Annotated in this window: 25 protein-coding genes; 6 read left to right on the top strand and 19 right to left on the bottom strand. The window is 67.6% G+C overall.

The window, feature by feature from the left end; translation table 11 throughout:
* Positions 1–42: 42 nt before the first annotated feature.
* From IEZ11_RS04160 to IEZ11_RS04150, 3 genes are read right to left on the bottom strand one after another with little or no spacing between them, the layout of a single operon-like run.
* Positions 43–1860, bottom strand: coding sequence for a DEAD/DEAH box helicase (locus IEZ11_RS04160; protein WP_189261191.1), 1818 nt, complete (start codon positions 1858–1860; stop codon positions 43–45).
* Positions 1857–3287 carry a ParB N-terminal domain-containing protein gene (locus IEZ11_RS04155; protein WP_189261190.1) on the bottom strand — a complete coding sequence of 477 codons (1431 nt, stop codon included), beginning with the start codon at positions 3285–3287 and terminating at the stop codon, positions 1857–1859. Before IEZ11_RS04155 ends, IEZ11_RS04160 begins: the two co-directional genes overlap by 4 nt.
* A gap of 19 nt (positions 3288–3306) precedes the next feature.
* Entirely contained in the window at positions 3307–3996 is a 690-nt protein-coding gene (locus tag IEZ11_RS04150) for a KpnI family restriction enzyme N-terminal domain-containing protein (protein WP_189261189.1), read from the bottom strand.
* Between the two features lie 300 nt (positions 3997–4296).
* Here IEZ11_RS04150 and IEZ11_RS04145 point away from each other — a divergent pair, with 300 nt between their 5' ends.
* Positions 4297–5301, top strand: coding sequence for a helix-turn-helix domain-containing protein (locus tag IEZ11_RS04145; protein WP_189261188.1), 1005 nt, complete (start codon positions 4297–4299; stop codon positions 5299–5301).
* A gap of 30 nt (positions 5302–5331) precedes the next feature.
* Here IEZ11_RS04145 and IEZ11_RS04140 read toward each other — a convergent pair whose 3' ends face one another.
* A complete protein-coding gene (locus IEZ11_RS04140) occupies positions 5332–5955 on the bottom strand; it encodes an ATP-binding protein (RefSeq protein WP_189261187.1) in 624 nt (207 codons plus the stop codon).
* Positions 5956–6168: 213 nt separating this feature from the next.
* Here IEZ11_RS04140 and IEZ11_RS04135 point away from each other — a divergent pair, with 213 nt between their 5' ends.
* Both IEZ11_RS04135 and IEZ11_RS04130 read left to right on the top strand, forming a co-directional pair.
* Positions 6169–7017, top strand: coding sequence for a helix-turn-helix domain-containing protein (locus tag IEZ11_RS04135; RefSeq protein WP_189261186.1), 849 nt, complete (start codon positions 6169–6171; stop codon positions 7015–7017).
* Positions 7018–7215 (top strand): DUF397 domain-containing protein, encoded by a 198-nt coding sequence (locus IEZ11_RS04130; RefSeq protein WP_189261185.1) that lies wholly within the window; start codon positions 7018–7020, stop codon positions 7213–7215.
* Positions 7216–7228: 13 nt separating this feature from the next.
* Here IEZ11_RS04130 and IEZ11_RS04125 read toward each other — a convergent pair whose 3' ends face one another.
* From IEZ11_RS04125 to IEZ11_RS04080, 11 genes are all read right to left on the bottom strand, one after another.
* A complete protein-coding gene (locus IEZ11_RS04125) occupies positions 7229–8263 on the bottom strand; it encodes a hypothetical protein (protein ID WP_189261184.1) in 1035 nt (344 codons plus the stop codon).
* A complete protein-coding gene (locus IEZ11_RS04120) occupies positions 8263–9279 on the bottom strand; it encodes a glycosyltransferase (RefSeq protein ID WP_189261183.1) in 1017 nt (338 codons plus the stop codon). Before IEZ11_RS04120 ends, IEZ11_RS04125 begins: the two co-directional genes overlap by 1 nt.
* Entirely contained in the window at positions 9279–10571 is a 1293-nt protein-coding gene (gene serS, locus IEZ11_RS04115; RefSeq protein ID WP_189261182.1) for a serine--tRNA ligase, read from the bottom strand. The genes IEZ11_RS04120 and serS overlap by 1 nt, the downstream gene beginning before the upstream one ends.
* Complete coding sequence (locus tag IEZ11_RS04110; protein WP_189261181.1) at positions 10564–11274, bottom strand: histidine phosphatase family protein; 711 nt, start codon at positions 11272–11274, stop codon at positions 10564–10566. The genes serS and IEZ11_RS04110 overlap by 8 nt, the downstream gene beginning before the upstream one ends.
* The gene (locus IEZ11_RS04105) at positions 11271–12194 is read right to left on the bottom strand and encodes an aminoglycoside phosphotransferase family protein (RefSeq protein WP_189261180.1); all 924 of its coding nucleotides are present in this window, start codon (positions 12192–12194) and stop codon (positions 11271–11273) included. The genes IEZ11_RS04110 and IEZ11_RS04105 overlap by 4 nt, the downstream gene beginning before the upstream one ends.
* Positions 12194–13483, bottom strand: a complete 1290-nt coding sequence (locus IEZ11_RS04100; RefSeq protein ID WP_229712799.1) for a methionine adenosyltransferase — start codon at positions 13481–13483, stop codon at positions 12194–12196. The genes IEZ11_RS04105 and IEZ11_RS04100 overlap by 1 nt, the downstream gene beginning before the upstream one ends.
* A gap of 117 nt (positions 13484–13600) precedes the next feature.
* Positions 13601–14164: a flavoprotein gene (locus tag IEZ11_RS04095; protein ID WP_373294819.1), complete on the bottom strand. Its 564-nt coding sequence runs from the start codon at positions 14162–14164 to the stop codon at positions 13601–13603.
* Positions 14161–15396 carry a helix-turn-helix domain-containing protein gene (locus IEZ11_RS04090; RefSeq protein WP_189261178.1) on the bottom strand — a complete coding sequence of 412 codons (1236 nt, stop codon included), beginning with the start codon at positions 15394–15396 and terminating at the stop codon, positions 14161–14163. The genes IEZ11_RS04095 and IEZ11_RS04090 overlap by 4 nt, the downstream gene beginning before the upstream one ends.
* Positions 15397–15620: 224 nt before the next feature.
* Positions 15621–15752 carry a hypothetical protein gene (locus tag IEZ11_RS51875; RefSeq protein ID WP_268239898.1) on the bottom strand — a complete coding sequence of 44 codons (132 nt, stop codon included), beginning with the start codon at positions 15750–15752 and terminating at the stop codon, positions 15621–15623.
* 172 nt (positions 15753–15924) lie between these two features.
* A complete protein-coding gene (locus IEZ11_RS04085; RefSeq protein ID WP_189261177.1) occupies positions 15925–16416 on the bottom strand; it encodes a GNAT family N-acetyltransferase in 492 nt (163 codons plus the stop codon).
* A gap of 248 nt (positions 16417–16664) precedes the next feature.
* Positions 16665–17159: a hypothetical protein gene (locus tag IEZ11_RS04080; protein ID WP_189261176.1), complete on the bottom strand. Its 495-nt coding sequence runs from the start codon at positions 17157–17159 to the stop codon at positions 16665–16667.
* Positions 17160–17444: 285 nt separating this feature from the next.
* Between IEZ11_RS04080 and IEZ11_RS04075 the strand changes: the two genes are divergently transcribed.
* On the top strand, positions 17445–19427 hold the full coding sequence (locus IEZ11_RS04075) for a protein kinase domain-containing protein (RefSeq protein WP_229712797.1): 1983 nt from the start codon (positions 17445–17447) through the stop codon (positions 19425–19427).
* A 51-nt stretch (positions 19428–19478) separates the two neighbouring features.
* On the opposite strand, the gene IEZ11_RS04070 is transcribed toward IEZ11_RS04075, so the two are convergent.
* Complete coding sequence (locus tag IEZ11_RS04070) at positions 19479–19955, bottom strand: DUF6924 domain-containing protein (RefSeq protein ID WP_189261175.1); 477 nt, start codon at positions 19953–19955, stop codon at positions 19479–19481.
* A 147-nt stretch (positions 19956–20102) separates the two neighbouring features.
* Complete coding sequence (locus IEZ11_RS04065) at positions 20103–20612, bottom strand: hypothetical protein (protein WP_189261174.1); 510 nt, start codon at positions 20610–20612, stop codon at positions 20103–20105.
* Between the two features lie 356 nt (positions 20613–20968).
* On the opposite strand from IEZ11_RS04065, the gene IEZ11_RS04060 reads away from it, so the two are divergent.
* Complete coding sequence (locus tag IEZ11_RS04060) at positions 20969–22903, top strand: N-acetylmuramoyl-L-alanine amidase (protein WP_189261173.1); 1935 nt, start codon at positions 20969–20971, stop codon at positions 22901–22903.
* A 122-nt stretch (positions 22904–23025) separates the two neighbouring features.
* On the opposite strand, the gene IEZ11_RS04055 is transcribed toward IEZ11_RS04060, so the two are convergent.
* Positions 23026–23730 carry a Clp protease N-terminal domain-containing protein gene (locus IEZ11_RS04055; RefSeq protein WP_189261172.1) on the bottom strand — a complete coding sequence of 235 codons (705 nt, stop codon included), beginning with the start codon at positions 23728–23730 and terminating at the stop codon, positions 23026–23028.
* 164 nt (positions 23731–23894) lie between these two features.
* Here IEZ11_RS04055 and IEZ11_RS04050 point away from each other — a divergent pair, with 164 nt between their 5' ends.
* Complete coding sequence (locus tag IEZ11_RS04050) at positions 23895–25064, top strand: serine hydrolase domain-containing protein (protein WP_189261171.1); 1170 nt, start codon at positions 23895–23897, stop codon at positions 25062–25064.
* A gap of 107 nt (positions 25065–25171) precedes the next feature.
* Here IEZ11_RS04050 and IEZ11_RS04045 read toward each other — a convergent pair whose 3' ends face one another.
* The gene (locus tag IEZ11_RS04045; protein ID WP_189261170.1) at positions 25172–26020 is read right to left on the bottom strand and encodes an SDR family oxidoreductase; all 849 of its coding nucleotides are present in this window, start codon (positions 26018–26020) and stop codon (positions 25172–25174) included.
* Positions 26021–26094 lie beyond the last annotated feature (74 nt).

The raw sequence follows: 26094 nt of genomic DNA, 5'->3' as shown, positions 1-26094 counted from the left end.
TAGTAGGCGTCCCCTCCCCGCCGACAGGAAGCCGGCGGTACGTCAGCGACCGCCCACGTGACGCAACAGGGCTTCGACATCGCTGGGCGCAAGACCGGCCCCGACCGAGGGTTCCTCCTCAAGGTCCGCGAGCTGCTGAACCGTCGGGTCGTCGAGGATCCGCCCCATGAAGTCGAGCTTCTTCTCAAGCCGGTTAGCCACCACCTCATCGATCGTCTTGCGCGCCGCCAGCACAGTAACCCTGGTCTCAGTGTCCGGTGCCAGTCCGAGCCGGTGGATGCGGTCGAGGCTCTGAAGAAACCGGCCGGCCATGAAGTCCCGGTCGACGTAGACGGCGTCGTGACAGACGTGGTGCAAGCTGATGCCCTCGCCCAGGGTGGCGGGGTTGGAGATGAGCACCATGCAGCTCGGGTCTTCACGAAAGCGCCTCAGCTGTTCGTCACGGTCAGGCGTGCCACCGTAGACGACAGCCGGGCTGTACTTCTCCAGCAACCGCTCCAGCGTGGTCAGGCTCCGGACAAAGGTCGTCCAGAGCAAGGTCTTGCGGCCACGCGCGGCGTTCTCCGCGATGATCGTGATGGCCTCCTGGTACTTGGGTGACAGTTCATGGTCAGGCAGGGACTGCATGAGTGCGTACAGGGAACTGTTCGCTGGAATCTCCAAAGGCGGGAGCTGGTACGCCAACGGCTCGTACTTGCTTCCGCTCTCCAGGAGAAGCGCGGGGCTGACCGCCGCCATCAGCAAGCGAAGCGCTGTCCGGCCCAGAGCACTGAGATCGTCTCGGGCTCGCTCCGCTTTCGCGCCCTGGGCCAGCGACTCGTAGATTTCGTCGTGGAGCGGAGGCAGATCCACGTAGCGCAGACTCAGCTGAACTGGGGGAAGACCGAGTTCGTGCTTGGTCGTCCGGGTGAACAGGGGTCGTAGGACCGTACTCGCATGAGCGAGGTCACCACCAGCCACAGCTTGGACCACCGTGCGCTGGCCATGCCCCGGCCATACGAAGCCCAGCAGGTTCTCCAGGTCCTTGGCCCCGTTCGGCGCAGGCGTTCCTGTGAGGATGAGGCGACGCGCTGCCAGCGGTCCCAGGGCCATGCAGGCAGCGCCATACGTACCTCGCGCGCCCAGTTTCATCCGGTGCGCCTCGTCCAGAATGATCATCGCGGGTCCGGCCTTAAGCCACCCGGCCAGCAAGCCGAGCGAGCGGTCAAGGCGTTCGTAGTTGACGATCAGGACTTCCGTCCACTGGTCCATCGAGCCGTCGAGCACGTGTGTCCGCAAGGCGTGTTGGAAGCACACGGCCGTCTCGTAACGCCACGACTCGTAAGCCGACTTAGGGCAGACGACGAGAAGGCGGCTCACCCGTCCCTGTGCCTTCTGAGCCGCGTACACAGCGAGAGCGACACGGGTCTTGCCGGCACCGGGGACGCTGAAGTTCGCCCCATGCTGAAGAGACAGCAGCTTGGCTATGTCCCGGAGCTGGAACTCACTGAGCTCACCCCGCCAGGTCTCTCCCAGGAGGCCTCGCACCTCGCCGGGTGCCGTCTCAGTGTGCCCGGGAGACTCGTCCAGGCGTTGCTTGACCGTGTTGGCGTCCTGCACCACGCCGGCCACCAGCGTGCGCAACCCGGATTCCCACTCCACACCCTGGGGGTGCGGCCAGGACCCGAGCACCCCCAGGTCAGCGAGGAGTTCATCCAGCGCGATCGACGCGCTGAGAGGGCCCAGCTGGCCGCCCGTACGAAAGCGGGCGGCCAGCTGGACGAGATCCTGCTGATACTCATCGGTGGTGCGCAGCACCACACGGGTGCGCGTCTCATCGAAAGCGAGTCGCAGCGAGGTTCCTTCAGCACTGAGCGTCATACCGTGGGCTCCACCGTCGCGGCTTCGAGCAGCCAGGCAACCCCGTCACCGGGGTCAGGCATACCCCGGCCCGCCTGCTGCGCCAGCTTGCGCAGGCTGCTGCGGAGCTTGAGGACGGCATCGTCGAACGCTTCCTCGTCCAGACTGCGAGAAGACCGTGCCTGCACAAGGTCGGCCACACACTGGTCGATGCTGGCGCACGCCTCGGCAAGCCGGGCGGGAGCGAGCTGCTTACGCTTGCGCAAGCGGGCACTCCGGCCGGCCGCCTCGATGGCCTTGTCGAAGGCCTTCTCCGCCTTAGTGATCACTTCCTGCTTCTCGGCCTTTCCGCTGTCCGCGAGACCAGGGTTGCCGGTGGCCACCGCGGCTTTGGCCCGAAGAAGCCGGTCGTTCAGCGCGCGCGCCTCCGAGACGGCGGAGGAGGCCGCCGGGACAGTAAGCCCCAGGCCGGGAATGGCTATCCCTGCGGCCTCAGGCACCGTGGGGCCCGAAGCCTCTGCGGCGGGGAGCATGTCGCCAAGCCCCTCCTTGAGGAAGTCCTCGTCAATGTGTCGCACATCCGTCTTGGAGAAGTCCAGAAGGATGGCCGCCAACCGCCATTCCTTGAGCACTTCGGCCTGGTCGCGGTCAACCGACTCCAGCTTCATGTAGAGCCTGTGCAGTTCCTTCAGGCGTTCCTGGGCTCCTTCCCAGTCGACAAGGCGCAGCTTCGAACCCCCGCCGCTCGCGCTGCGGTCGATCAGCTCCCGAATCGTCGTCAGGATCCAGCGCTCCTGGTGGTACGTCTTCACCTGGATCCGGAAAGCCTTGGCGATCTGCTCCGGGGTCCGCCCGAGAGCGGCCTGCTCCTCCAGCGCGAGCGCGCGGTTGATGAAGGTGTAGTCCCTGCGGTGATCCTTGCGGAGCTGCAAGGACAGCTCGACAGCGTTGACATCGGCCCAGGTGAACGACTCAGGCAACACCCCGACCCGCATCGACTGCACACCCAGCTTCCGCAGGGCGCAAGCCCTCGTGTTGCCGTTGACCAGGATGCCGTGGTGGGTGACCAGGCCGGGATCGTTCTGCCCGAACTGCTTGAGGCTGTCCAAGAGGGCGTCGAAGTCCGGGTCGCGAAGGCTGGGGTCGGCCGGCGAGGCCTGGAGGAGGAACCCCAGGTAGTCCTGGCTCTCCGTGCTCCACGGATCCTTGTCCAACCCCTCGTCCCGGACGGGGTCGTGGCTACGCTGGGCACGAATCCGGTGTGTGCCGGGGTTGAAGTACAGACTGTTGAGCGGGAGGTCGATGACCTCGACGTGGGCCTGCTGCTCGTTCCAGTCGACCGTCACGGTTTCGCGGGTGCCGCCGGCGTCGCGGACCTCCCGCACCTTCGTTTTGATCCGTTCACTGAACTCATCCGCCCTCGGCGGCGGGGCAAACTCTCGCATCATCGTTGTCTCCGCTCCCGTGTCAGTCGTTGTCGTCGGCCAGTTCGGCGGCCACGACCTTGCGCGAATCCGCGGGGAGACTCCGGTAGGTGCCCCACGCCCTTTCCAGCACTCCGAGTGTGCGCTGGTCAGCCTCAATCCAGCTGGTGAGCACCTGCCGTTCCATCGGAGAGAGAGCGCGGACCTCCGCCAGCACCTGCGCCAACTCGACCGTCCGCTCACCGCTCCCCACACCGCACCGCTTGCACTCCGTCACGGTCTGGTAGCCGACGGAACCGTCCGGCAGCACCACCTTGCGCCGGGCCACATTCAGCACGGCCGGGGTAACGGTGTCCTCGTAGGCCTCACCGGCTGTGATTCCGCACGACCGGCACATGTAGTTGTCATCCGCGAGGATCTTGGACCTCTGAGACGTCGTGATACTCGCCTTGTGCTTGGGAGCCTTGGCCTGTCCAGGCAGCCATACCTCGGCACCCGCGGCGACGAAACGCTGCTCCTGCTGCGTCAGCGTCGGGTCTTCACGGCTCGTATCGATCTTCCAGCCGTAGTCCCGGAGGCCGCGCAACCGCCGGTCGATCTGCGCGACGTCCGGAAACGCCTCCCGCAGCTCCACCTTCTTGAACCTCTCGCCTACCCCCACCACCTGGAGAAGCCACAAGGCCGTACGCGCCATGCTTCCCAGGTCCTCGCTCTGCCACGACGGCAGCGTCATCTGCTGATCCTCCAGAATCTGCCAAACGGCGAAGGCGCACATAAGCCGCCAACAAAGCAAGTCGCGTTTAAAGCATGCATAAAGCACATCTTTAGACGCAACAAGCCCCCCGCTACGCGACTTTGACGTCACGAATGATTGCCTACGAAGATTCTTGCACCAGCGATCAGGAAGGAGTCAAGGATGCGCCTCTTGCGACAAAAACAGCAAGCGCACCTCACGCTCCTTACGGCACAATCGATGACACAGCAGCAGCCTGAACCGGCAGCAGGGCCGCGGAGCGCAAGGGATGACTGAGACATGACATATGGCAGCCCTGGTCACACGTGGGCGCGGAAGGCCATCGGCAGTGACGTTCCGCCAGGGAAGCGGGAGCTGGCTCTGCAGCTCCAGCAGCTCTGTTGTCACCTGACGGGTGAAAGTAGAACAAAGAAAGACATTCCCGATCCGACTCAGGCGCAAGCGGCAAAGCGTCTCGGAATTTCCGAGACGTCACTGTCGCGATTCCTCAGCGGAAAATCCGTTCCAGCGCTGGAGCTCCTTGAACAGATACACGCGTCATCCTGCGCGGACGCAAGCAGCGGCTCCCAAGTCGACGTCACGTTCGCCGACCTGCGTGAGCTTCGGCAGCGAGCGAACGCGGACCACTGCGACAACTGCGTGGCCCTGCGCGCCGAACTGGAGAAGCTGAGGACAGAATCTGCGGGCGACGCCCTCACGGAAGCTCGGCCATCCTCGGCCACGACCACGCATCTCGCTCGTCACCCCCAGGGAACGGAGGTGGCGAGCGACGAGCTGGAGCCGCAGAGGGGTCGCCTGAAACAGCTCCGCGACGACTCCGAGATCGAGATTGACCGGCTCAGGAACGAAAATGCGCGACTCAGACTCCTCGCCTCACGGTCGGCGAGGCACGCCGGCCCGGGATCTGGTCCGGCAACAGTCGCAACAAATGAGCCGAGTGCGCTGCCGGTCCCCCGTCAGCAAGGGGACCGGCAGCGGAGCGCCTCGGACGAGCATGCCGCCCGGAACATTGCCGCCAAGGCTGGCGCCCTTCAGGCAAGCGGCCGGCAAGGCAGCCCGTTGGCTCTCCTGTATCACACAGTGCACACACTGAGTCACGTGGAGATCGCGACACTGGTGTGCTTGCTCCGCCACCAGCAGGATCGGGAACTGGCTGACAACCTGATCCACATCTACGGACGGGATCAGAGTCATCAGAACGTCGTCCGCATGGCACTGGAGCTCCATGAACACGGAGCCGTGGACGACGCGGGCACACTGCTCCGCATCCGCGCAACACTGTGATCAGGGTACGGACGAGAGACTGGCAGTTGCTTACGCTGCAGTCTCTGCCTCGTAGCGCATCTGAGCCTGGTCGAGAACGTCGTCCGGGTCGTGGCCGCGGGCGGCGGACCAATGAAGCAGGTCAGCGATCAACTCGATCGCCGACTCTTCAAGGCCGGCTCCCCGCACCCTCCCGTGACAGCCCACGCCACCGGCCTTGTAGCCGTCCAGCACTTCGGCCGCCCGTTCGATGCGGCGGCAGCCCCCCTCCATGCCGAGCGCAATCTCGCACCAAACCGATTTGCCGACTGCAGCCAGAACGGTTCCCCAGTCCAACGCGAATGCCGCGAGGAGATGCAGGCCTCGGCCGCACTCCTCGTCACACTCCCCCGGCTTGAGGACCGGGACCGTACGGCTCTTGTCGTGAACTTCCACCCTCAGCCGCCCACCTCTCCGTTCGAGGATCAGGGTCGCCGACGCGCCCTCACCTACGTGCTTGACAACGTTCGTCGCCAACTCGGTCACAAGCAGCCCAGCCTCGTCGGCGGCCTCGGGCAGACCCCATCTAGTCAGCTGATGAACCGCAGCTCTCCGAAGCGAGCGCACCTCCGCCGGCGCCGCCTCGAAGGGCAGGACACAGCGGAGTCGGGGCTCAGGGACCTTGCAGTCAGACATGCCGGTTCCTCCCTCCCGGCCACACGCGTGCTGCGCCTGCCGTATCCGTACGGCTGCAGCGCGTAGCCATCCGTAAGCGAGAATGGCACAGAGAAATCTCCCTGTGTAACTTCTCACGAGAATCCATCGAGTGAATCTAGTGGTCAGTCAGTTCGCTGCTGCCTAGCCTGAGGGCGATCACCGGGCCATTCCCGGCGTGGACGAAGGAGTCACATGGTCGAGCGGACCACCACCCGCCGCCGCCAACTTGGCGTGATGATGCGCAAGTTACGGGCCCGCAAGGGCCTAACACTGGAAGAGGCCGGCGGGCTCGTCGGCGTCTCCAAGGCCACGGTCAGCCGGTACGAGACGCAGTCCGGGCCGGTCAAGTGGATCGTCGTCGATGCGCTGTGCCGGGAGTACGGCGCAACCGATGCCGAGCGGCAAGCGATCGTCGGACTGGCCAAGGACGCCAAGCAACAGGGCTGGTGGAGTTCCCTCGCCGATTCCATCCCGGAGAGCATGAACCTGCTGCTCACCCTTGAGGACGAAGCGGTGAGCGAAAGCCACTTCTCCTGCGTCTACGTCCCCGGTCTTCTGCAGACCCGCGCCTACAGCACCGCGCTGCAGCGGGCCAACGAGATCCCTCTGGAGTCAGGGGAGATCGAGCGACTGGTCGACATCCGCATGAAGCGGCAGGAGATCCTCAACCGGGCACCCAGGCCGTTGCGGCTCTGGGCGATTCTCGACGAGTCCGTGATCCGCCGAGTCGTCGGGTCACCGCAGATCATGAAAGAACAGCTCGACCGGCTCCTCGAAGCGAACGAGTCGCCCGCCATCACGCTCCAGGTGCTGCCCTTCTCCAAGGGGGCCCATGCCGCCGCCCTGGGCAGCTTCGTCATCATCGGCGGGACCGAGCCAGCTCTCGACGTGGTGTACGTCGATTTCCACACCGGCTCACTATTTCTTGAGAAGGACGAGGAACTTGACCGCTACAAACTTGCGTTCGAGTACCTTCGCGCCCAAGCGTTGGACATGGAGGCTTCCTCGTCCGTGATCGAACGCGTCCATAAGGAGCTGTGAATGCCCGTCGTCGGCGGAGTTACCGAAGAGCCCAGATGGTTCAAGTCGTCACACAGTGGAGCAAACGAAACAGAGTGTCTTGAGGCGGCTTTTGGCCGGATAGGGGTGCTCATACGCGATTCCAAGCGGCCCGCCGGTCCTCACCTGAGCGTCTCGACCGCGACGTGGAGCAGGTTCGTGGCCGACGTCGTGGAGTGACCGGCTCACGGGTCTAGGTGTGGGCGGCGGATGGTTCGTCGTGGCATTTGCGCCAGCCCACCGTATGCAGGGGCCGGTCGGTGATCTCCCGTTCGATCACGGCGACGATGACCGGCCAGGGGACACGGAGCGTCGTAATCGACGACCAATACGCATGTGATGACCGAACCGCAGCGCTCACCCCAAGCCTTACGCACTCACGGTCCAGGGCGCCAAGGACCCGACGAGTTACCCCACCCGCCCCGCGTGCTGCGGGCATGATGCCGTTGCCGATCAGGAGCGTCGCCGTCCGCAGTGCGTCCAAGGTAGAGCGGGATGCGGCTCCAGCGAGACGTCCGAAGATCAGTTCATTCCAATCCTGGAGCGTCCGTGCCCAGGCCAAGCGTTCAAGGCCCGTGCCGAGGTCGACCGCCATGCGCTGCGGGTTCCAGATGTTCCAGAGGAGCACGATGTCACCGAGGATGAGATCCATGTGCCGGAACATGAGAGTCACTCCGGCCACCTGCCGACGGTGCCAGACCTTGAGCTGGCCGTGGAGACTTATATGCCGGGCGTGGAATCCGAGCCGTGAGAGAACATAGAGCCAGTCGTCCAGGGCGACCGCGTACTCGTCGATACTCTGAATCGCTTGCACGCGTGACACGTTGACGAAGGACGTCAGGTAGCCGTCGAGGAGTTCTCCGTCGTCGCCACGTTCGCCTGTGAACCTGACAACCGGTTGAGGGAGGAACCCGCTCCGGTATGTCATGGGACGGCCGTCCTTGAGGAGAGGATCAAGAGCTTGGACCGCCGATATCGCCAACTCGGTTTCTCGTCCCCAGCGAAGTGGGATACACGCGTCGCGGCGGACACCTCGTGCAGCGAAGGCGTCCTCCAGGGTCGACAGGATCTCGGCCCAGGATGGTGATCGGCGGGGTGGTGTATAAGGCGTTCCGCAGTGGCGATGACGGACCTCAAGTTCTTCGCCATTGATCGTGAACTGCCAGTTCTGGCCGAGGACTTGCCGAAGAGCAGTTGCTATCTGCTGCGTGATCGGCTCGGTCGGCATCAGCGTGCCGCCATGGCCTCGAAGTGCCGCCTTGGGTCGAAGCGGTGCTGGCCGACGGACTGTACCTCGGCGTAGTCCAGCACGGTAGCTCGTTCGATCGCCTCGGCGAGGGCCACGGAGGCCGTCTCGTCGTCGGCGTCAGGCGGTACGGCTGCCGTCGCTCCGGTGCGGTCGCAGAGTGCCGCTTGAGCGCAGGTCCCCTCCCGCCAGGTCAGCGCGGCCATAGGCGTCCCCGCCCGGAGGGACTCACCGAAGACGGCTGCACCCGCTTCCACATAGGCCCGCTCGTAGGTGTAGACGAACACGGAAGCATCGCTGATAGCAGCTGTCTTGGCATGGCCGCCGAGTTCGCCGACCCACTCCACATGGTCTGCGGCGAAGACCTTCTCGTGGCTGCGCACGTAGTCCTCGTTGAAGACGGGACCGACGATTCGGATTCGGCGGCCGAGTATCTGAGCCGCTCTGACTGCGAGGTGAGGTGCCTTCTCCTCGTCTATACGCCCGAGCCATACCAGGTCCTGCCCCTTGACGGCTGACGACTCCTCCTCATTGAGGCCGAGGTGGACAGCCAGTTCCGACAAGGGCTGGTGGGCTGCATATCGCTCGACCATCTCGGGCGAGTAGCAGTAGAGGCGTGACCGTTTGCCGTCGAATGCGGATTCGGCGTGCCGGAAGTCGGGAGAGTGCTGGAACGTGGCCACGTCACAGTCCAGCTGGCTCCAGGTACGTACCCAGGCCGGCAGAGACGGATACTCGTGGCCAACGATCAGAAGGTCGTAGCGGGCTGCTTCGAGCTCGCGCTCGGCCAGCGAACCCGCGTTGACGTCTTCGAGACGGACCGGCTTGCGGACCCATTCGGCGTCCAGCTCAGAAAGCCAGCCTGGGCCCAGTAGGTGTACGTCGGCGCCTGCGGCACGGGCACCTACTGCGACCGCCCATAGCCATCGTTCGATCCCGCCGTATCCGGCAGGGGGGAAAGCGTAGCTGCCTGGAAAGTCGCAGACGCCGACGAGCACTATGCCTCCGGAGTTCCGTCCGCCGAGATACGGCGGAAGCCGAGGTAAGGGACGAGTGATTCGGGCAGGACGAGGGAGCCGTCCTGTTGCTGGCAGTGTTCCAGCAGCGCGGCCATGGTCCGGCCGACCGGAAGGCCCGAGCCATTCAGCGTGGCAACCAGCTTGGGCTTACCGTCCGCACCACGAGTGCGGATATTCGCGCGGCGCGCCTGGAAGGTGCCGAAATTCGAGACCGAGGAGATCTCGCGGTAGGTGTTCTGGCTCGGGAACCAGACCTCAATGTCGTAGGTGAGCTGGGCGGAGAAGCCCGTGTCGCCTGCGGCAAGGGTGACCACGCGGTAAGGAAGACCCAGTTCCTTCAGGCATGCTTCAGCGTGGCCGATCATCTTCTCCAGCTCGGCGTCAGCGTCCTCGGGGTCGCAGATCCGCACCATCTCCACCTTGGTGAACTGGTGCTGACGGATCAGTCCCCGGGTGTCGCGGCCGTACGAGCCGGCCTCTGACCGGAAGCACGGAGTCTGCGCGGTGATCGCGACCGGAAGGTCGGCCGACGGGATGATCTCGTCCGCGTAGAGATTGGTGAGAGGGACTTCAGCCGTCGGGATCAGGAACAGTTCGCGATCGGCGACGCCGGTCTTGAACAAGTCCTCCTCGAACTTCGGCAGCTGGCCGGTCCCGGTCATCGTCTTCCTGGTGACCAGGAACGGCACCGAGTGCTCGACGTAGTCGTGCCGACGGGTGTGGATGTCGAGAAAGAGCGTGGCGAGGGCCCGCTCCAGCGCTGCCCCTGCGCCGCGAGAGACGGCGAAACGGGGACCCGACAGCTTCGTGGCACGCGCGAAGTCGAGGATGCCGGTGGCTTCGCCGAGGTCGACGTGGTCCTTCGGAGCGAACGAGAACGTCGGCGGGGTTCCGATCCGGCGGACCTCCACCGCGAACTCCTCGGAGTCGCCGTCGGGCGCCCTGTCGTCCGGGAGATTCGGGATGGTGAGCAGGAGCGTGCGCAGCTCTTCCTGGATCTGCTCCTGGTCCGCCTCGATCTCGCGGATCTGTTCCTTGATCTCGCGGGCGCGTTCCTTCAGCTTCAAGATGTCCCCGCCCTGCTTCGCGGTCTGCTGAACCTCGCCGGCCACCCGCTTGGACTCTGCCCGCAGCTCGTCGGCTGAGCGGATGTTCTGGTTACGCCGAGACTGGAGGCTCTCCAGCGCCGACAGGTCCAGCGAGTATCCGCGGCGACCGAGGCGACGTACTGCTTCGGCACCCATTTCGAGAAGGGCGCGGGCATCATGCATGGGGAGGTTCCTTTTTCTCCGGCGAGTGGACTGCTGCGTCGAAGGTAGCAACCGCCGACCCCTGTCCCATCCGCAATATCGCGGCGCTGCCACGCGCCTCCGGATCCTGCGGCTCCTCTCTGTCGAGCTCGGTCAGAAGAGCTTCGATCCAGTCGGGAAGCACATCGTCGGGAACCGAAAGAGGCTCGACGCAGGGGGCTTCCGGGAAGAACAGCGGAGCGGGTTCGGACCGACTCCGGTCGCGGTACCAGAGGAGGACCGACAGGAGCAGACCATGTCCGACCAGAACGCGAGGGCCCGGGTACTTCAGCGCCGCATGGACCCCGGAGAGCATCCTCCGGATGCCGTCGCGCTGGGATTCGCGAGATCCTGGCGGACATGGTGATCTGCCGTGGGTATCGAGCCAGGCGGCGTACTCCAGGAAGGGGCGCCCTTCGAACTTCCCGTAGTCCAGTTCGTTGAGGCGTGCGTCCACGACCAGGTCCGGCGCGGGCACCCCCGTGAGCAGGGAAGCCGTCTGCCGGGCTCGCGGGAATTCGCTCGCCAGCCATGTGCGCACCCTGTAGATCGGCAGCGCCGACCACGGCTGTCGGCAGGAACGGACACCCGCTTCGTTGAGCGGGACGGCACGGGACGGATCCCCGTTGACGAGGTGCTGCTTGCTGTAGTCCGTCTCTCCGTGACGGAGGAGGTATGTGGTCATTCGGCACCCTCCACGTCGGAGGCCAGGAACGAGAACAGAACCTTCTCGATCTTCGGCTCGGCGGGGTCACCGATCTCCACGTAATAGAGAAATCCGTCGACCGCGAGCGCCCTGCACCACGGAGTGATCTCCGGGACGGGGATGCGTGAGATACCCGCGGCAGTCGCCAGTCGCTCGGTCACCTCGTGGTCGAGGTCGTAGTAGACCGTCCAGAAGGCCCAGTCGAACGCCGCATCTCCGACCAGAGGGTGCGGATCGATCAGGCGGGGATGCCCAGCACCATCGAAGATCACGTTCTCCCGGTACAGATCGGCGTGCAGCACGGTCCCGCGAGTGGCATCTTCCCGGAACGAGGAAAGCTTTGCGCACGTCTCCTCCACGAGCGCTCGGCGAGCACCAAGATCCAGGCTTCGTGCTCGCTTTCGGATACGGGGCAGCATGACCTCCCGGCGGAAGCCGTCCAAACTGGGCAGATCCGGCTGCGGCCTTCTCCGGGCGAGCTCATGCAGCCCGTGGATAGCAGCGGCGACTGTCTGCCTTTCGCATCCGCCGGAGTCGCCGCCGCCCGGTCGGCCACCCACCAGCTCCAGGGCGGCCACGGACAAGTCATCTGCAGACTCGGCCAAGCCCGCGGTGGGCCCGCCGGTCCAGGTACGCAGCGCGGCGGTTTCGTGGCGGTAGCGCAGAGGCTCGTACCACGCCTTGAGGATCAACGGTGTCTCATCACCAGTGGTGGCCAGCGCGACGGCGGAGGCGTGTCCGGCGTCGTGGTAGCTCTTCAGCGAGAGCTTCCAACGCTCCGCCGCCTCAGCCAAAAGGAACGGCGCATCCCTCAGCCAGGCTTCCGCCGCTGGACCGTAGTGATCGAGGAGACGCCGCCGGCACCCCGGCGGCACCTCTCCGAGCGTATGCAGTTTCATCAGCTCAGAACGATCCCGTCCGAGACCAACTCGTCCGTGAGGGCCGGAAACCCGTCCAGGGCCTCGGAGACGAGCGCGTGGACCTTGTCCATCTCCGCATCGTGCGAGGACAGGCGCACGAGGATGCGCCAGGGTTCGTCGAGCCGCTGCCCCGTGGTGCTGACGAGGTGGACCTCGGCATGTCCGTCGGTCGCTTCGTGCAGACGGTGTGCGAGGCGCTGCGCGGCGACGTTGTAGAGCTTGCCGACGTGGTAAACGGGGTTCTTTCCGTTGGCACCCTCCAGGTTCATCGGGCGCAACGGCGTGATGAGGCCGTTGACGCGGTTGCCGCGTCCAACGACTCCCTCGTCCCCGGACTCGATCGAGCTTCCGGTGTACGTCAGGTAAAGCTCGTCCTTTTCGGGCATGTCCCGAGCGTTGAGCCGGAATCGGGCCTCGGTGTCGGGAAGCCGGATGCCGGCGAGTCGCTGGCACTCGGCCAGGACGGTCTCCGTGTTGCGTATGTACTCCGCCCGGCTGCCCACATGCCGCGACTTCTGCGGCACGCACAGAACGATGTCGGCGCTCTCGCTGTCCCAGTAACCCATGAGCTTCACGTCGGAGCCGCACCAGGAGTGAGCCCTTCTGAAGTCGGTCTGTCCGGAAAGGTGGTCGACCAGCTCGCGCACGAACGCCTCGAAGGAGTTCTCGGGCGCCCAGCCGGTACCAAGCGACGTGTCGTTCGCGAGCCGGACCCTGCGCTCCCGGAGATCGTCTATGGATCGCGGGCTGAACCAGCGGGTGCGGTCCGGAACGGCTTCCCCGGTCAGTACAGCGCCAGGGCTCGAATTGCTCGTGATGTTGAACGAGAGGTCGAGGTGATCCGAGACCTCCGGGAGGCGCTCAGCGAAGAAATCCCGGACCTCCGCCTCGACGATCTCTCGGACCGGGATACTCTCACCGCCGCAGGCGGGCGCCGCTCGCCCGTTGATCAGGACCCGGACCGGAGCCGTCATCTTGCCGCCGGCGTAGCGGACCTCGCTGGCCCCGCCCAGAAGGGCGAGCTTGTCGAAGTTGTGGTGCAACACAGCGCCGAAGTGACGCACCGTGTAGCGGCTGTAGGCACGAGAGAGCCGCTCGGCCAGGTGGTCGGCAAGGGTGTCCGGGTGGCCAAGGCCTTTGCGCTCCACAATGGTCGTGCCACCGGGCTCATGAGCGCCGGTCTCGACGACCAGGCGGCTCTTGCCGAGGGTCATACTCGTTCGGGGCATGGCGAACTCCCGTCCCAGAGTCAGCAGATGGCCCAGCACGGGCGTCGGATAGCCCGGCGGGGAACAACGGGAGATAGCTTCGATGCCCTGAGGATCGGGAGCCCTGACAAACTGTCCGGGTTCGTTGCTACGGCACTTGGGGAGCCGCGAATCGAGTCAGCCCAGGAGGCGTTCGACGGTTTCGAGCACTGCGGCCCAGGGCAACTCCCGCCCGGCAGGAGCCTCGCGTGGCTCGTACAGAGGCCAGACATCCGGACCGTAGACCAGGTGCACGTCGGCCTCTCGCAGCGTCGCGACATGGCGCTTCCAGGCTGGATGGCGCGCATGAGCTGCATTGACCCGGGGGAACATCACGACGGGCAGTTCGAGCGTGCCGATGGCTTCGCCTACTTGCGTCAGCGCCTGGTTGTCCGCAATGCCGGTCGCGAGCTTGGCCACCGTATTCGCGCTCGCGGGGGCCACCACATAGCAGTCCACCTTCGGATGGGGACTTGCCTCGCCGGGCAAGCGCGCTTCGTCCCGGACGGGGAGGCCGGTCAGCGTCTCCAACCGGTCGGCCTCACCGCTCATGCGCAGCCAGCGACCCGCTGTCGGTGTCAGCGTCACCGCCACTTGCCAGCCTCGCGCCAGCGCGGGCTCCACGAGCCCGGCGCGCAAGGTCTCGACTCCACCGGCACTGGACCCTACGACTCCCAAGACCCGGCCATTCCCTGTGCTCACTGCACCGCCCTGCACCGTTGAGCCATCACGAACAGCTCCGAGGAAGGAGCTCCACCCGTGACCGGCGACTGCTTGATCAGGTCGCGCAGCGTGTCACGGACACGAGGATTGTTCCGTACGAGCTGAGGCGACGTTGACTCGGCCGTGCGCAGTTCCGTGAACGCGTCGTCCGCCCGCCCTGTCAAAGAGAGAGCGCGGGCGTGGTCGATGCGGTGAGAGACGCTTCGCTCCGCGGCCATGTGGTCCACATCGACGTCTCCGTGCTCCACCAGGTACGCCACGTTGTCGAGATCGAGTTCCGCCGACAATCGGTGCAGCATCACGTTCGTCGGGCCGAAGCAGGTGTGCCAGTAGTTTTCGTCCGATCCGAGCCGATCGGCCAAGTCCTCGGCGCGGTCCAGGAGGCTCATAGCGGTCGAACGGTCCTGATGCCGGGCTGCGGCGATGGCAGCTCGGAGGTGAATCATGCCCAGCAAGCTCAGTGCAGCCGGGTCGCTCTCATCTATTCGGGCGGACAGCCATCTCGACGCCGTCATCGCCAGCTCCAGAGCGTCGTCGTACCGTCCGTTGGCCAGAAGGGCATGAGTGCCTGACCGTGCTGCGGAGGCCAGGACCAGTGGGTCCTCCGCCTCGTCGGCAGCCCTCATGGCCCTCTCAGCGGCGAGCCAGGAGATGTCGGACTCTCCCACCTTGGCAAGGGCAGTCGCTGCGAGGTGGTGGACACGTGCGGAGACGGCCCAGCAGTCCATGCGCTCTGTGGCGGAGCGAACGGCGCGGTCTTCGAGTCCATGGACGCTCTGAAGAAGTCCGGGAAGCGCAGCGATAACCTTCCCGAGCCGACCGGCTTGGTAGTCGTCCCAAGCTTCATCGACGCGAGGCGCCACTGAACCCGGGCTCGGGAGCTGGCTCTCGGCCTCTGGCCCGAAGAGCAGGCGTGACAAGCGGCGTGGGCTCATCAAGGCGTCTCGGACAGCAGGTACATCGTCCTGTTGGCGCTCGTCCTCCATGAGCACAGGTCTCCCAAGCAGGTCACCGAGAGGCACTCGCAGCACATGGGCCAGCTCGGCGAGCATGTCGATACGGGGAGGCTTGCGCCGGCCTGACTCCGCTTTGGCCAGCCAGTCGGTGCTACGGCCCACCAACCCGGCCAAAACCTGCTGGGTATAGCCGCGGCGGCGCCGGTGGAAAGCGATGCGCTCACCGATGGTCAGATGATCTCCGAGCCCACGCATGCGTGCCTTCCTTCACCTGGAAGAGCCGTGCCCGTGCGAGGAACGGCCAACCCCGTGTACGGACTTGGTTGATTTTTCCACCGGGATCCGAGCAGGTCTGCTGTCGTGCCGTTGGTTCGAGGGCCCCTGGGCCCCACTCCATTCTCACTTGTAGGCGACGCGTGAATCGTGCGCTAATTCCGACACTCAGCCGTCATCCGAGGACCATGTCTTTCTCGCACAGGTCATCGAACTGAAGCGCCCTGGGGTCTGATGGAGCCTCCACCGATCCCGGAGCGCTTCATGCCGCGCCCGGACAGCCGCATGAGCATCAGGCGGGTGTTGTTGACGTTCTTGGGCGCGATCTCCAGGTCCATCGCCTCCCACACCTGCCGCGCCCGCAGCGACGCATCAGCCGCGCGAACACCGCCGTGATCTGCTGGTAAGCCGGGGGTCCGGCAGCTTCGGGCTCGGCGGCGCGGGCGGTGAGGGCGGTGCGGATCAGGCAGCTTCAGCCTCGTCTTGCGGGTATGGCCGGCGGCGACTGAGTCAGCCGCGCCGGGGCAGTGGAAGGATGAAATAGCAGCCCCTGTCATCGCCGTCGCGGACGATTGGGTGAACGGCGAAGCCGAGCCGCAGTTTGAGCTGGTGGTTCTCGACGTTGTCGCCCGAGCTGTGCGACCTGACCTGGTGACAGCCCTGCCTGCCTGCCGCCGCGATGACCGCTCGCTGCAAGGCGGTGCCCACACCCCGTCGACGCCACCGCTCGGGAACGCCGAAGGCGAGGATTTTCGCTTCGTGTACCTCTTGTCCCTGGACGGTGATGGGCGGGCAGCCGGTGTCGGGGCCTATGGGCTGCACGATGTAGCGGCAGAAACCCATCAGCCGTGTGTCCGGTGAGTACGCGGCGAGCAGGTGCGAGCTCAGGTGGAATCCCGCAGTGAACCGCACCCAGTCGCCCTGGCCGAGTTCATCGATCAGCGCCCACACCGGGTCGTCCTCCCGGCGGCCGTCCAGGACTTCCCTGACCTCGATCTCCATCCCCGGGACGATAACGACAGCCCTTCATGGGCGCTACCGGTTTTCCACGGCCGTCCATGTCGCCCACCACTCTCGCGGTCAGACCCACACCGCGACGAACGCGGATGGCCTGGCCCGGCTCCGCGAACAGGCAGACGACGACGTGGATCGGCGCAGGCAGGGGCCAGCCCGCCCCTCATGCCCGGCAGATCGGGAACCTGCCGCCACCGCATCGCCACGCAGGCCGTCCGGCCGCCGCGGACCGTGACTCAGAACTGGTAGGGGCCGGGGAACAGGAAGCTGGTCGCGTGGCAGTTGAACGTGATGCCGTAGAGCACGAACGTCAGCCTGGACAGGCCGCCGCCGATGGTGTCCAGGGTGCTTCCGGGGGTGACCGTGCCCTGGAGCCAGCCCAGGTCGAGAGGGTCGCCCACGGCCATGTACGGGTTCACGTCTCCGGTGAAGGTGGTCGAGGCCCCGGTGTTGATGTCGTAGAGCACCAGGGTGGCGGGGACGGAGAACGCCTGGACGGGGAGGGGGACGGTCAGCGAGGGCAGCTCGACGGTGATCGTCGCGTAGGTGCCGTTCTGGGTGGCGATGAGATCGGCGGGGGACGATCCCAGGGTTCCGCAGTCGTAAGAGGTCGAGGCCCATGTCGGTGTCACGGCGCTCGCACCGGGAGCCAGTGCCACGGTGCCGGCCAGCAGTGCGGCGGATGCGGTGGCGATCACCGCGGCGCGTAACTTCCGCTTGCTACGTCTCATGATCACTCCCCTTGCGGAGGACTCACGTTCCCGACGTCACGTCGGATGTCGGCCACATTGACGCGCAGGGATCACGAGAAGGCAAGCGGCACGGACGGCCTCGTGTGTCCAAGGCCTCTGCGGGACGGACGTGTCGGTGTCGGCGCCCGTCGGCGGGGGGGGTGGGCCCGGCCTCGTGGGATCGTCCCTGACCACAAGGGCAGGATCGAGGGCAACTCGTCTTTGATGAAGGGTTGTTGCGTTAGTCTCCCGGTCTCATGCGGCACGCGAGACACCTGGATTCCCATGCCTGACCACTACCGCAGCGGGTCCGACGTGACGGCCTACGCGGCGGCCGGTATGGAACCGCCCCTGCCGGTCCCGTTGCGGAAGAGCGATCCCACCCGGGTCGGCCCCTACATCCTGACCTCGGTGCTGGGCAGCGGCGCGATGGGCCGGGTCTATCTGGGGCGGAACGCCGGTGGAGGTGCGGGGCAGGCCGCCGTCAAGGTGGTGCGGCCCGAGTACGCGGAGGATCCGCTCTTCCGTAAGCGTTTCGACCGTGAGGTCAGTGCCCTGGGACGGGTCCAAGGAGCGCACACCGCACGGTTGTTGGGCAGCGGCACCGACGACGAGCTGCTGTGGGTGGCGACCGAGTACATACCGGGGCCCACGCTCGCCGAGGCCGTCGACGCGCGCGGGCCGATGACCGCGGAGGCCGCCTGGCGGCTGGTGGCGGACCTGGCACGGGCGGTCGAGGCGGTCTGGCGCGAGGGCATCGTCCACCGCGACCTCAAGCCGTCCAACGTGATCCTGGCGGCCGACGGGGCCCGCGTCATCGACTTCGGGATCGTCCAGGCCGCCGACGCCACATCGATCACCGTCACGGGCCAGAACGTGGGCACGCCCGCCTTCATGTCCCCGGAACAGGTCCGGGGTACGGAGGTGACGGCCGCGTCCGACGTCTTCTCGCTCGCGTCCACCCTGGCGTACGCGGTCGCGGGAACTCCGCCGTTCGGTGAGGGCACGGGGGTCGACGTCCTGCACCGGGTCGCCTTCGACCCGCCCCGGGAGGAAGTCCTCGGCAAGGTGACGGCCGCGGATCCGGAGCTGGGCGCGTTCGTGCGCGCCTGCCTGGACAAGGATCCCGAGTCCCGGCCCGCGCCGGACGAGGTGTTCCGGACCGCCATCGGACATCAGCTCTCAGCACCGGTACCGGTGCGGGTACCGCCCCGGACGCCTCGGGCGGCTCGCGGGGCGAGACCGCCGGCGGCTCCCGCAGCCGTCGGCCCGGCCACCGTGCCCGCCGCGCCCGAGGTCCGTCGTAAGCATAAAAAGGCGCTGGTGGGAGCGGTGACGGCGGCAGCCGTCCTGATCGCCGGTGGTGTCACCGTGGCGCTGCTGTCCGAGCGGGACGACCCCGCTTCGGCCGGTTCCGTGCCGCCGTCCACCCTCTCCGTGACCGGCGATCCGGTTTCCGCGCCCGGCACCCCGGCCGCGTCTGACTCCGTGTCGAGCTCCCCTTCCGCGGCGGCCTCGACCAGCGGGGAGCCGACGGCCACCGGCTCGGCGAAGGCGTCATCGCCGAGCCTGTCGGTCTCGGACCTGCGGTCCGCGTCCTGTCCCGACGAGATCACCGCGGGAACCGCAGGAACCGCGGGAGCCTCGGCCGCGTGCGTCACTCTCCTGCAGAGCCTGCTCAACGCCCACGGCCTGTACGTCCCGGTCGACGGGGACTTCGACGCCGTGACCCGCGCCGCCGTCAAGGCGTTCCAGACCGAGACGGGAGCGGATGTCGACGGCAGGGTCGGCCCGGAGACCAAGAGGCTCCTCTACGGCCCGCGCGGTCCGGTGCGGGCCGGCGCGGTCACCGTGACGGAGATCATCAACGGTACGCCGGGCCCCCGATGCCTCGGCGCCGGTGCGGACAGCACCGACGTCCAGGTCCTGGAGTGCGCGGACGTCGCCAAACAGAAGTGGGCGCTGTACGCCGTTCCCGGGCGGGACGGGCAGTACATCGTCGTCAACCGGGGCAGCCGGTTCTGTCTGGAGGCCGACAGCGCCGGCTCCGGCCAGAACGGTCACGGGGTCCACGGCAGGGCCTGCGACGGGCTGCAGGGGCAGCGGTGGAAGCTCGGCGACTCGGGGCCGGACGGAGGTCAGTCCCTGGTCAGTCTTCCGGATGGCTTCTGCCTGGACGCGGATGCCGCCTCGTCCGGCCAGGACGGCCAGCGGATCCAGGCATGGAGCTGCGCCGGCAACAGCAACCAGGCGTGGACCTGGTCCTGACACCGCTGCCGGGTCCTGTCGGGTCCTGTCGGGTCGACGGGTCAGCTCGCCTCAGGCGGACCGGTAGATGCCCTCGGCGTCGTCGCGGGCCCACTCCGCGTACTCCTCGAAGCCCAGGTTGCCGATGCTCAGGTTCGCGTGGACGTCGTGGACGCCTGCCGGTGTGGTGCGGAACTCGGTTCCGAACTCGGTCAGTTGCTCGTAGTCCTCGTCGTCCACGCATTCCTCGCGGGTGAGGGTGGTGATCGCGAGCAGCGGGTGGCTCCCGGTCCGCATGGTCGTCCGGTCGGCCAGGAACACCACGGCGAGGTTCTCGTCGGCGCAGACCGCGGGGAGTATGTCGTCGGCGACCGCGTCCGCCCAGGCCGGGTCGTCGACGAAGTGGACGCATGCCTCGTACGCGCCGTCTCCCCAGGGCGCCGTCAGTGCCGCCGTCACGTCCTGCCAGGCCCGGTCGTCCTCGTAGTCGGTCCTGACGACCAGGGCGTCGAACTCCTTGCGGTCGGTGACGGCGGGCAGCGCTCTCATGATGCTCTTCTCCTCGGCGGGGCTCGGTGGCCGGTGGTGCCCGACTGTCTCATGCCGGGCGGGTCGGGCCGGCGCGGGACGGATCCTGTCGAGGGGCCGAGGAGGCGACCGGCGTCGGCGCGGGGCGCGTCAGCGTCAGCATCAGCTTCAGAAGGTGAAGGGGCCCGGGGACAACGGGGAGACCGCCTCGCAGGAGATTCTGATGCCGTACAGCTGGAAGGTCAGCTCCTGCCCGTAGGCGTCCAGGCTCTCGCCGGGGTCGACCACGCCCGGGAGCGGGCCGAGGACGATCGGGTCGCCTGTGGAGATGGGAGGATTCACGGTTCCCGCGAAGTAGACCGGCCGCCCGGTGTTGATGTCGTCGAGCACCAGGGTCGAGGGGATGCTGTACCACGGGACGGCGAGGGGGGCGGTCACCGAGAGCTGGATGGTGATCGTCACGTACGAACCGGTCTGAGTGGCCGTCAACTGGCCGTTGGTCCAACCCAGGAGGTCGCAGTCGTACTGGGTGGTGGCCTGCGTCGGGGTCACCGCGGCCGCCCCGGGGGCCAGCGCCACGGTGCCGGCCAGCAGAACGGCGGTGGTGGCGGTGACCGTGGCGGTCACCGCCGCGCGTAACTTCCGGTTCCTGCGGCTCGCGCCTCTCGTACGTCTCACGACTCGGCTCCTCTCGAAGAGACCGCACATTTCTGACATCTCGTCAGGCGATCGCCCACATTGACGCGCAAGGATCACGAGAAGGCAAGCGGCGCCCGCCGCGGACGTGGTGTTCACGGAGACGTCACCCGACGGGTGGGGCTCTTCACCACTCCTGCGCATACGCAAGTGCCTTGTTTTCGACCGTAGTTGACTCCAGTTCGCCCTGAGGGGGATCATCCACTTCCAGGCGTCGACGGACGGAGCCCCGCGTAGGGCGCGGAGCCGTGTGCGTACCGGGGCGGTCGATGAACCGATCTCCCGTCGTACGCATCCTCCATTCCGCCATTTGTTCCTCCGAGGTCCGGGGACTTTCCATGAGTTCAAGCAATTCCAGACGCGGCGACGCGTCGAAGCGCCGTCGTCCGGTCGTGCTGACCGCCCTTGCCGCGCTCGCCGTTTCGGGCGGGGCGGCCGTGCCGGCGCCGGCGCTGGCCGCCGGTGGAGCAGGCGATGGAGCAGCCGGTGGAGTCAGCTCCCTGCAGGGGGACTTCGCGGCCGCCGCCGACGCGTACCACGTTCCGCGTCAGGTGCTGCTGGCGGTGGCGTACCAGGAGTCGGCGTGGGACACCCATGCCGGGCAGCACAGTACCGACGGCGGCTACGGCCCGATGCATCTGACGGACGTCACCCCGGCGATGATGGCCGGTGGCGACGCGGGCGCGGCGGGCCGTGGGGACGTGGCGAAGCTCGCCGCCGAACCGGCCCTGCACACCATCCAGTCCGCCGCGAGGCTGACCGGGCTGTCGGCCGAGGACCTGCGTACCGATCCGGCGGCCAACATCCGCGGTGGCGCGGCGCTGCTCGCCTCGTACCAGAAGGCCGTGACCGGTTCGGGCGACGCCACCGACCCCGGCAACTGGTACGCGGCCGTGGCCCGTTACAGCCAGTCGACCGAGCGGCAGGGCGCCGCGGCCTTCGCCGACCGCGTCTTCGCCACCATGGAGAAGGGCGCAGGCCGTACGACGGCCGACGGCCAGCGCGTGAAGCTGGCGGCCGACAGCGATGTCGACCCGGCGACCGGCCAGTTGGCCTCGCTCGATCTGACGTCCGCGGCCGACACCGGTGTCGAGTGCCCGACCACCGTCGCCTGTACCTTCGTGCCGGCGTCGCCGTCCAACGGGCAGGTGTCCAACCGGCCCGCCAACGGCATCCGGATCGACAGCATCGTCATCCACGACACCGAGACGTCGTACGACACCGCCGTCAGTCTCTTCCAGCAGCCGGGCGGCTCCGCGGCGCACTACGTCATGCGGTCCTCGGACGGCGCGGTGACGCAGATGGTGCCGACGAAGGATCTCGCCTTCCACGCGGGCAACTACTCCACCAACATGCACTCGGTCGGCATCGAGCACGAGGGCTACGCCGCGCACGGTGCCACCTGGTACACCGAGGCGCAGTACGAGGCCACGGCCGACCTGGTGAAGTACCTCGCCGACCGGTTCGGCATACCGCTGGACCGCGAGCACATCATCGGCCACGACAACGTCGCCGGGCCGAAGTCCTCCCTCGTCTCCGGCATGCACTGGGACCCGGGCCCGTCCTGGGACTGGAACCACTTCATGAGCCTGCTCGGGGTGCGCACCGGGCGGCACGGCGTCGGCCCGGCCGGCTCGGTGGTCACCATCGCGCCGCGCTTCGCCGACAACCAGCAGACCGTCCAGATCTGCCCGTCCGACGACCCGACCGGCGCCACCACCGCGTGCACCGAGACGCAGCAGGCGTCGAACTTCGTGTACCTGCGCACCGAGCCCAGTGACACCGCTCCCCTCTTCGGGGACCAGGCGCTGCACCCGGGCGCGGCGGGCACCGACCGGATCAACGACTGGGGCAGCACGGCGGCGGCGGGGCAGCAGTTCGTGGTCGCCGACCAGGACGGCGACTGGACCGCCATCTGGTACAGCGGCGCGAAGGTGTGGTTCTACAACCCGCACGGCTGCAACACCGCGCCCGCCCACGGGGTACAGGTGATCGCGGCGAACGGCACCTCGCCGGTGGCGGTGTACGGGTCCAGCTACCCGGACGCCGCCGAGTACCCGGCGGGTCTGTCGCCGTCCACGCAGGCCCCGCTGAGCATGTACTCGGTACCGGCCGGTCAGGCCTATGTGGCCACCGTGGCGCCGTCCCTCACGGACGACTTCTTCCCGTCCAGCGGCGCGGTCGTCACCGGCGCCAAGGCGATGTACACCATCCAGTACAACCACCGGGTCGCCCTCGTGTACGCCTCGGACGTCACGGCCACGGACGGCTGACGGTCCGCAGGCCACACGCCCAAGCACGGCCACGCACGGCCACGCACGCCCAAGCACGGCCACGCACGGCCACGCACGCGCATGTGATGCCCAGGAGGTTCCGGCCTCCTGGGCATCACTCGTCAGCGGCCGTCTCGCGCGGCCAGGCGCCTGGTGTTCTCGGTCTTGACCGTCTCGTGCAGTTCCTCCGACGTGAAACCGAGGTCGCGGAGGATCCGGGCGGCCGGGCTCCGCTCGGTGCGGATCAGGCCCAGGAGGGTGTGTTCCGTACCGACCCAGTCGTGGCCGAGGTCGGCGGCGGCCCGGCGGGCCTGGCCGATGGCCTCCTTGCTCTCCTCGTGGAACGGGATGTGGCCGCGCGGCGCCTTCCGGCCGGCCGGGGGCAGCGCTTCCCGGACCGCGTCGCGGACGCGCTGTTCCGACCCGGTCTTCGCGACCAGCACCTCGTACGCCAGGCCGAGCGGTTCGCCGAGCAGGCCGAGGAGGAGGTGTTCGGTGCCGATGGAGTCGTGCTTGCAGGTGCGGGCGGCCTCCTGGGCCAGCACGATGCTGTGCCGGTTCAGGTTGCTGAACCGCTCGAACGCGGTGGGCGCGTGGCGCTGCTGGGCGGCCTGTTTGGACACCCCGATGGCGTCGCCGATCTCGGTCCAGGACGCGCCGGTCAGCTTGGCCTTGCTGACGTAGTGGTCGATGAGCTGGTCACCGAGGTCGGACAGGGTCTGAGCGCGCAGTCGGGCCTCGCTGACGCGGGCCAGTTCGTCGGCTTGCGGGAACTCCTCGTCGAGACGGGCGATCAGGTCCGCGAGGCTGATGTCGAGTGGACTCATGCGTCAACTTTAAATTGACGATCCCCTGTCGTCAACTTGCAATTGACGATTTCTGTCACCCCATCACATCACCACCCTCACATCACCCCCTCACATCGCTCCCTCACATCGCTCCGACCCGTTTACGGCATCCGCCCGGACGCTCCCGGTGCCAGGATGAGGGGATGACGACCATTCACGGGGAAGTGGCCGACGGGTTCGAGGGAGTGCGGGACGCGTTCCGCACCAACTTTGCCGAGCGGGGGGATGTCGGGGCCGCCGTGTGCGTGTACCGGGACGGGCGGCCCGTGGTGGATCTCTGGGGCGGGGCGGCCGACCCGGACACCGGGCGGGAGTGGGAGCGGGACACCTTGCAGCTCGTGTACTCGGCGACCAAGGGCGTCACCGCCACCGTGGCCCATCTGCTGGCCCAGCGCGGTGAGTTGGACCTCGATGCGCCGGTGGCCGACTACTGGCCCGAGTTCGGGGCCGAGGGGAAGGCCGGGATTCCGGTGCGGTGGCTGCTGTCGCACCGGGCCGGGGTGGTCACGGTCGAACCGCCGGTACCGCTGGACGAGGCGCTGCGCTGGCGGCCGATGGCCGACGCCCTCGCCGTACAGCGGCCTGCATGGGAGCCGGGGACCGCGCACGGGTATCACGGGCGGACGTTCGGGTGGCTGGTGGGCGAGGTCGTCCGGCGGGTCTCCGGGCGCACCCCCGGACGGTTCTTCGCCGAGGAGGTCGCCGGGCCGCTGGGCCTCGACTTCTTCATCGGGCTGCCGGCGGCCGAGCGCGGGCGGGTCAGCCGGATGGTGTACCCGAAGCCGGAGGTCGACCTGAGCACCGTACCGCTGGATCTCGTGCCGCCGGAGGTGCGGGAGTTCGTCGCCGCGCTCCAGGATCCGCGGTCGCTGAGCAACAGGGCGTTCACCGTCACCGACCCCGCCGAGATCGACTTCAACTCGGCCGAGGTGCAGGCCGCGGAGCTGCCCGCCTCCAACGGGATCGGCACCGCGCGGGGCCTCGCGCGGATGTACGCCGCGCTGATCGGGGACGTGGACGGGGTACGGCTGTTCAGCCCGGAGACGCTCGCGTCGGCGACCGCGGAGCAGGCCGCCGGGGTGGACAAGGTCATCATGTTCCCGGTCCGGTACGCCTCCGGGTACATGCTGCCGGTCGACACCAACCCCCTGACCGGTCCCCGCGCCTTCGGCCACCCCGGCCGCGGCGGATCGCTGGGCTTCGCCGACCCCGAGCACGGCATCGCGTTCGCGTACGTCATGAACAGCATCGTCGAGGGGACGGAGGACACCCGGGCGGCCACGCTCGTCGAGGCGGTACGGGCCGCGCTGTGAAGGGGTGAGGCCCGGGAAGCCGGGCGCACGGGTGCCCAGTGCGCACGGGACACCCGGGCGCACGGAGTCCCGGGCGCACGGGGCACCCAGCGCACCCGACGCACCCGCTACCGGAACGCCGGCAGGTTCCGCCTCACCCATCCGCCGAACCCGCCCGCCGGCCTCCCCAGTGCCGTCTCCACGTCGGGGCTGATCCTGAGCTCCGCGGGGAGCGGTGCCCCCAGGACGTCCAGCGTGCCCGCGGCCGCCTCCCGCGGCATGAAGCGGGACATGACCTCGTACGCCTCCTCTCGGGAGAGTTCCACGAACGTCACCTCCTCGCCCAGCGCCGCGGAGATGGCCGCCGTCTGCTGACGCGGGCTGATGAGCTCCGGGCCCGTCAGCTCGTGGACGCGGCCCCCGTGGCCGTTCTCGCGGAGCGCCTTCGCCGCCACCGCCGCGATGTCCGCGGGGTCGACGACCGGGAGGGCCACGTCGGCGAACGGGGCGAAGACCGTGCGCTTGGTGCGGATCGTGTCGGCCCAGGCGAAGGCGTTGGAGGCGAAGCCGCCAGGACGCAGGATCGTGAAGTCGAGGCCCGACGCGCGTACCGCCGCCTCGAACGCGCGCAGCCGGGCGTGCGAGGGCGCCTCCGGGCGGGTCGCGCCGACCTGGGAGGAGACCAGGACGACCCGTTCGACACCGGCGTCCGCGGCCGCCCGGAGCAGCGACTCCGGGTTCTCGCCGTGGGCGTTGAGCTCGCCGCCCAGGACGATGAAGAGGGCGCGGGCGCCGGCCAGGGGCGCCCGCATGCTCGCCGCGTCACCGACATGGCCCTCGGCCCATCGGAGACCGGGCCGCCCCCCGGCCGCCTGCCGGGGGTGCCGGGACACCGCCACCACGTCCTCGCCCGCGTCCACCAGCAGGTCCGTCAGCGTCCGGCCGATGTTGCCGGTCGCGCCCGTCACTGTGATCATCACTGACCCCCTGTTAGTTAGTCGACTGACTTAGTCGACTGCTCCGACGCTAGCACGGCCGAACCCCCGGCTGT

The sequence above is a fragment of the Streptomyces fuscichromogenes genome (assembly GCF_014645815.1).
GTDB classification, from domain to species: domain Bacteria; phylum Actinomycetota; class Actinomycetes; order Streptomycetales; family Streptomycetaceae; genus Streptomyces; species Streptomyces fuscichromogenes.
The sequence above is the reverse complement of the archived record's forward strand: the minus strand, read 5'-3'. Positions and strand labels throughout refer to the sequence as shown.

Coding starts and splice junctions, on each gene's coding strand:
- IEZ11_RS04155 (WP_189261190.1), bottom strand. CDS start 3,287: ATGATGCGAGAGTTTGCCCCGCCGCCGAGGGCGGATGAGTTCAGTGAA.
- IEZ11_RS04135 (WP_189261186.1), top strand. CDS start 6,169: ATGGTCGAGCGGACCACCACCCGCCGCCGCCAACTTGGCGTGATGATG.
- IEZ11_RS04150 (WP_189261189.1), bottom strand. CDS start 3,996: ATGACGCTGCCGTCGTGGCAGAGCGAGGACCTGGGAAGCATGGCGCGT.
- IEZ11_RS04145 (WP_189261188.1), top strand. CDS start 4,297: ATGACATATGGCAGCCCTGGTCACACGTGGGCGCGGAAGGCCATCGGC.
- IEZ11_RS04085 (WP_189261177.1), bottom strand. CDS start 16,416: ATGGAGATCGAGGTCAGGGAAGTCCTGGACGGCCGCCGGGAGGACGAC.
- IEZ11_RS04160 (WP_189261191.1), bottom strand. CDS start 1,860: ATGACGCTCAGTGCTGAAGGAACCTCGCTGCGACTCGCTTTCGATGAG.
- IEZ11_RS04080 (WP_189261176.1), bottom strand. CDS start 17,159: ATGAGACGTAGCAAGCGGAAGTTACGCGCCGCGGTGATCGCCACCGCA.
- serS (WP_189261182.1), bottom strand. CDS start 10,571: ATGCATGATGCCCGCGCCCTTCTCGAAATGGGTGCCGAAGCAGTACGT.
- IEZ11_RS04060 (WP_189261173.1), top strand. CDS start 20,969: ATGAGTTCAAGCAATTCCAGACGCGGCGACGCGTCGAAGCGCCGTCGT.
- IEZ11_RS04090 (WP_189261178.1), bottom strand. CDS start 15,396: ATGCGTGGGCTCGGAGATCATCTGACCATCGGTGAGCGCATCGCTTTC.
- IEZ11_RS04125 (WP_189261184.1), bottom strand. CDS start 8,263: ATGCCGACCGAGCCGATCACGCAGCAGATAGCAACTGCTCTTCGGCAA.
- IEZ11_RS04050 (WP_189261171.1), top strand. CDS start 23,895: ATGACGACCATTCACGGGGAAGTGGCCGACGGGTTCGAGGGAGTGCGG.
- IEZ11_RS04130 (WP_189261185.1), top strand. CDS start 7,018: ATGCCCGTCGTCGGCGGAGTTACCGAAGAGCCCAGATGGTTCAAGTCG.
- IEZ11_RS04045 (WP_189261170.1), bottom strand. CDS start 26,020: ATGATCACAGTGACGGGCGCGACCGGCAACATCGGCCGGACGCTGACG.
- IEZ11_RS04055 (WP_189261172.1), bottom strand. CDS start 23,730: ATGAGTCCACTCGACATCAGCCTCGCGGACCTGATCGCCCGTCTCGAC.
- IEZ11_RS04075 (WP_229712797.1), top strand. CDS start 17,445: ATGCCTGACCACTACCGCAGCGGGTCCGACGTGACGGCCTACGCGGCG.
- IEZ11_RS04140 (WP_189261187.1), bottom strand. CDS start 5,955: ATGTCTGACTGCAAGGTCCCTGAGCCCCGACTCCGCTGTGTCCTGCCC.
- IEZ11_RS04070 (WP_189261175.1), bottom strand. CDS start 19,955: ATGAGAGCGCTGCCCGCCGTCACCGACCGCAAGGAGTTCGACGCCCTG.
- IEZ11_RS04105 (WP_189261180.1), bottom strand. CDS start 12,194: ATGAAACTGCATACGCTCGGAGAGGTGCCGCCGGGGTGCCGGCGGCGT.
- IEZ11_RS04110 (WP_189261181.1), bottom strand. CDS start 11,274: ATGACCACATACCTCCTCCGTCACGGAGAGACGGACTACAGCAAGCAG.
- IEZ11_RS51875 (WP_268239898.1), bottom strand. CDS start 15,752: ATGGACCTGGAGATCGCGCCCAAGAACGTCAACAACACCCGCCTGATG.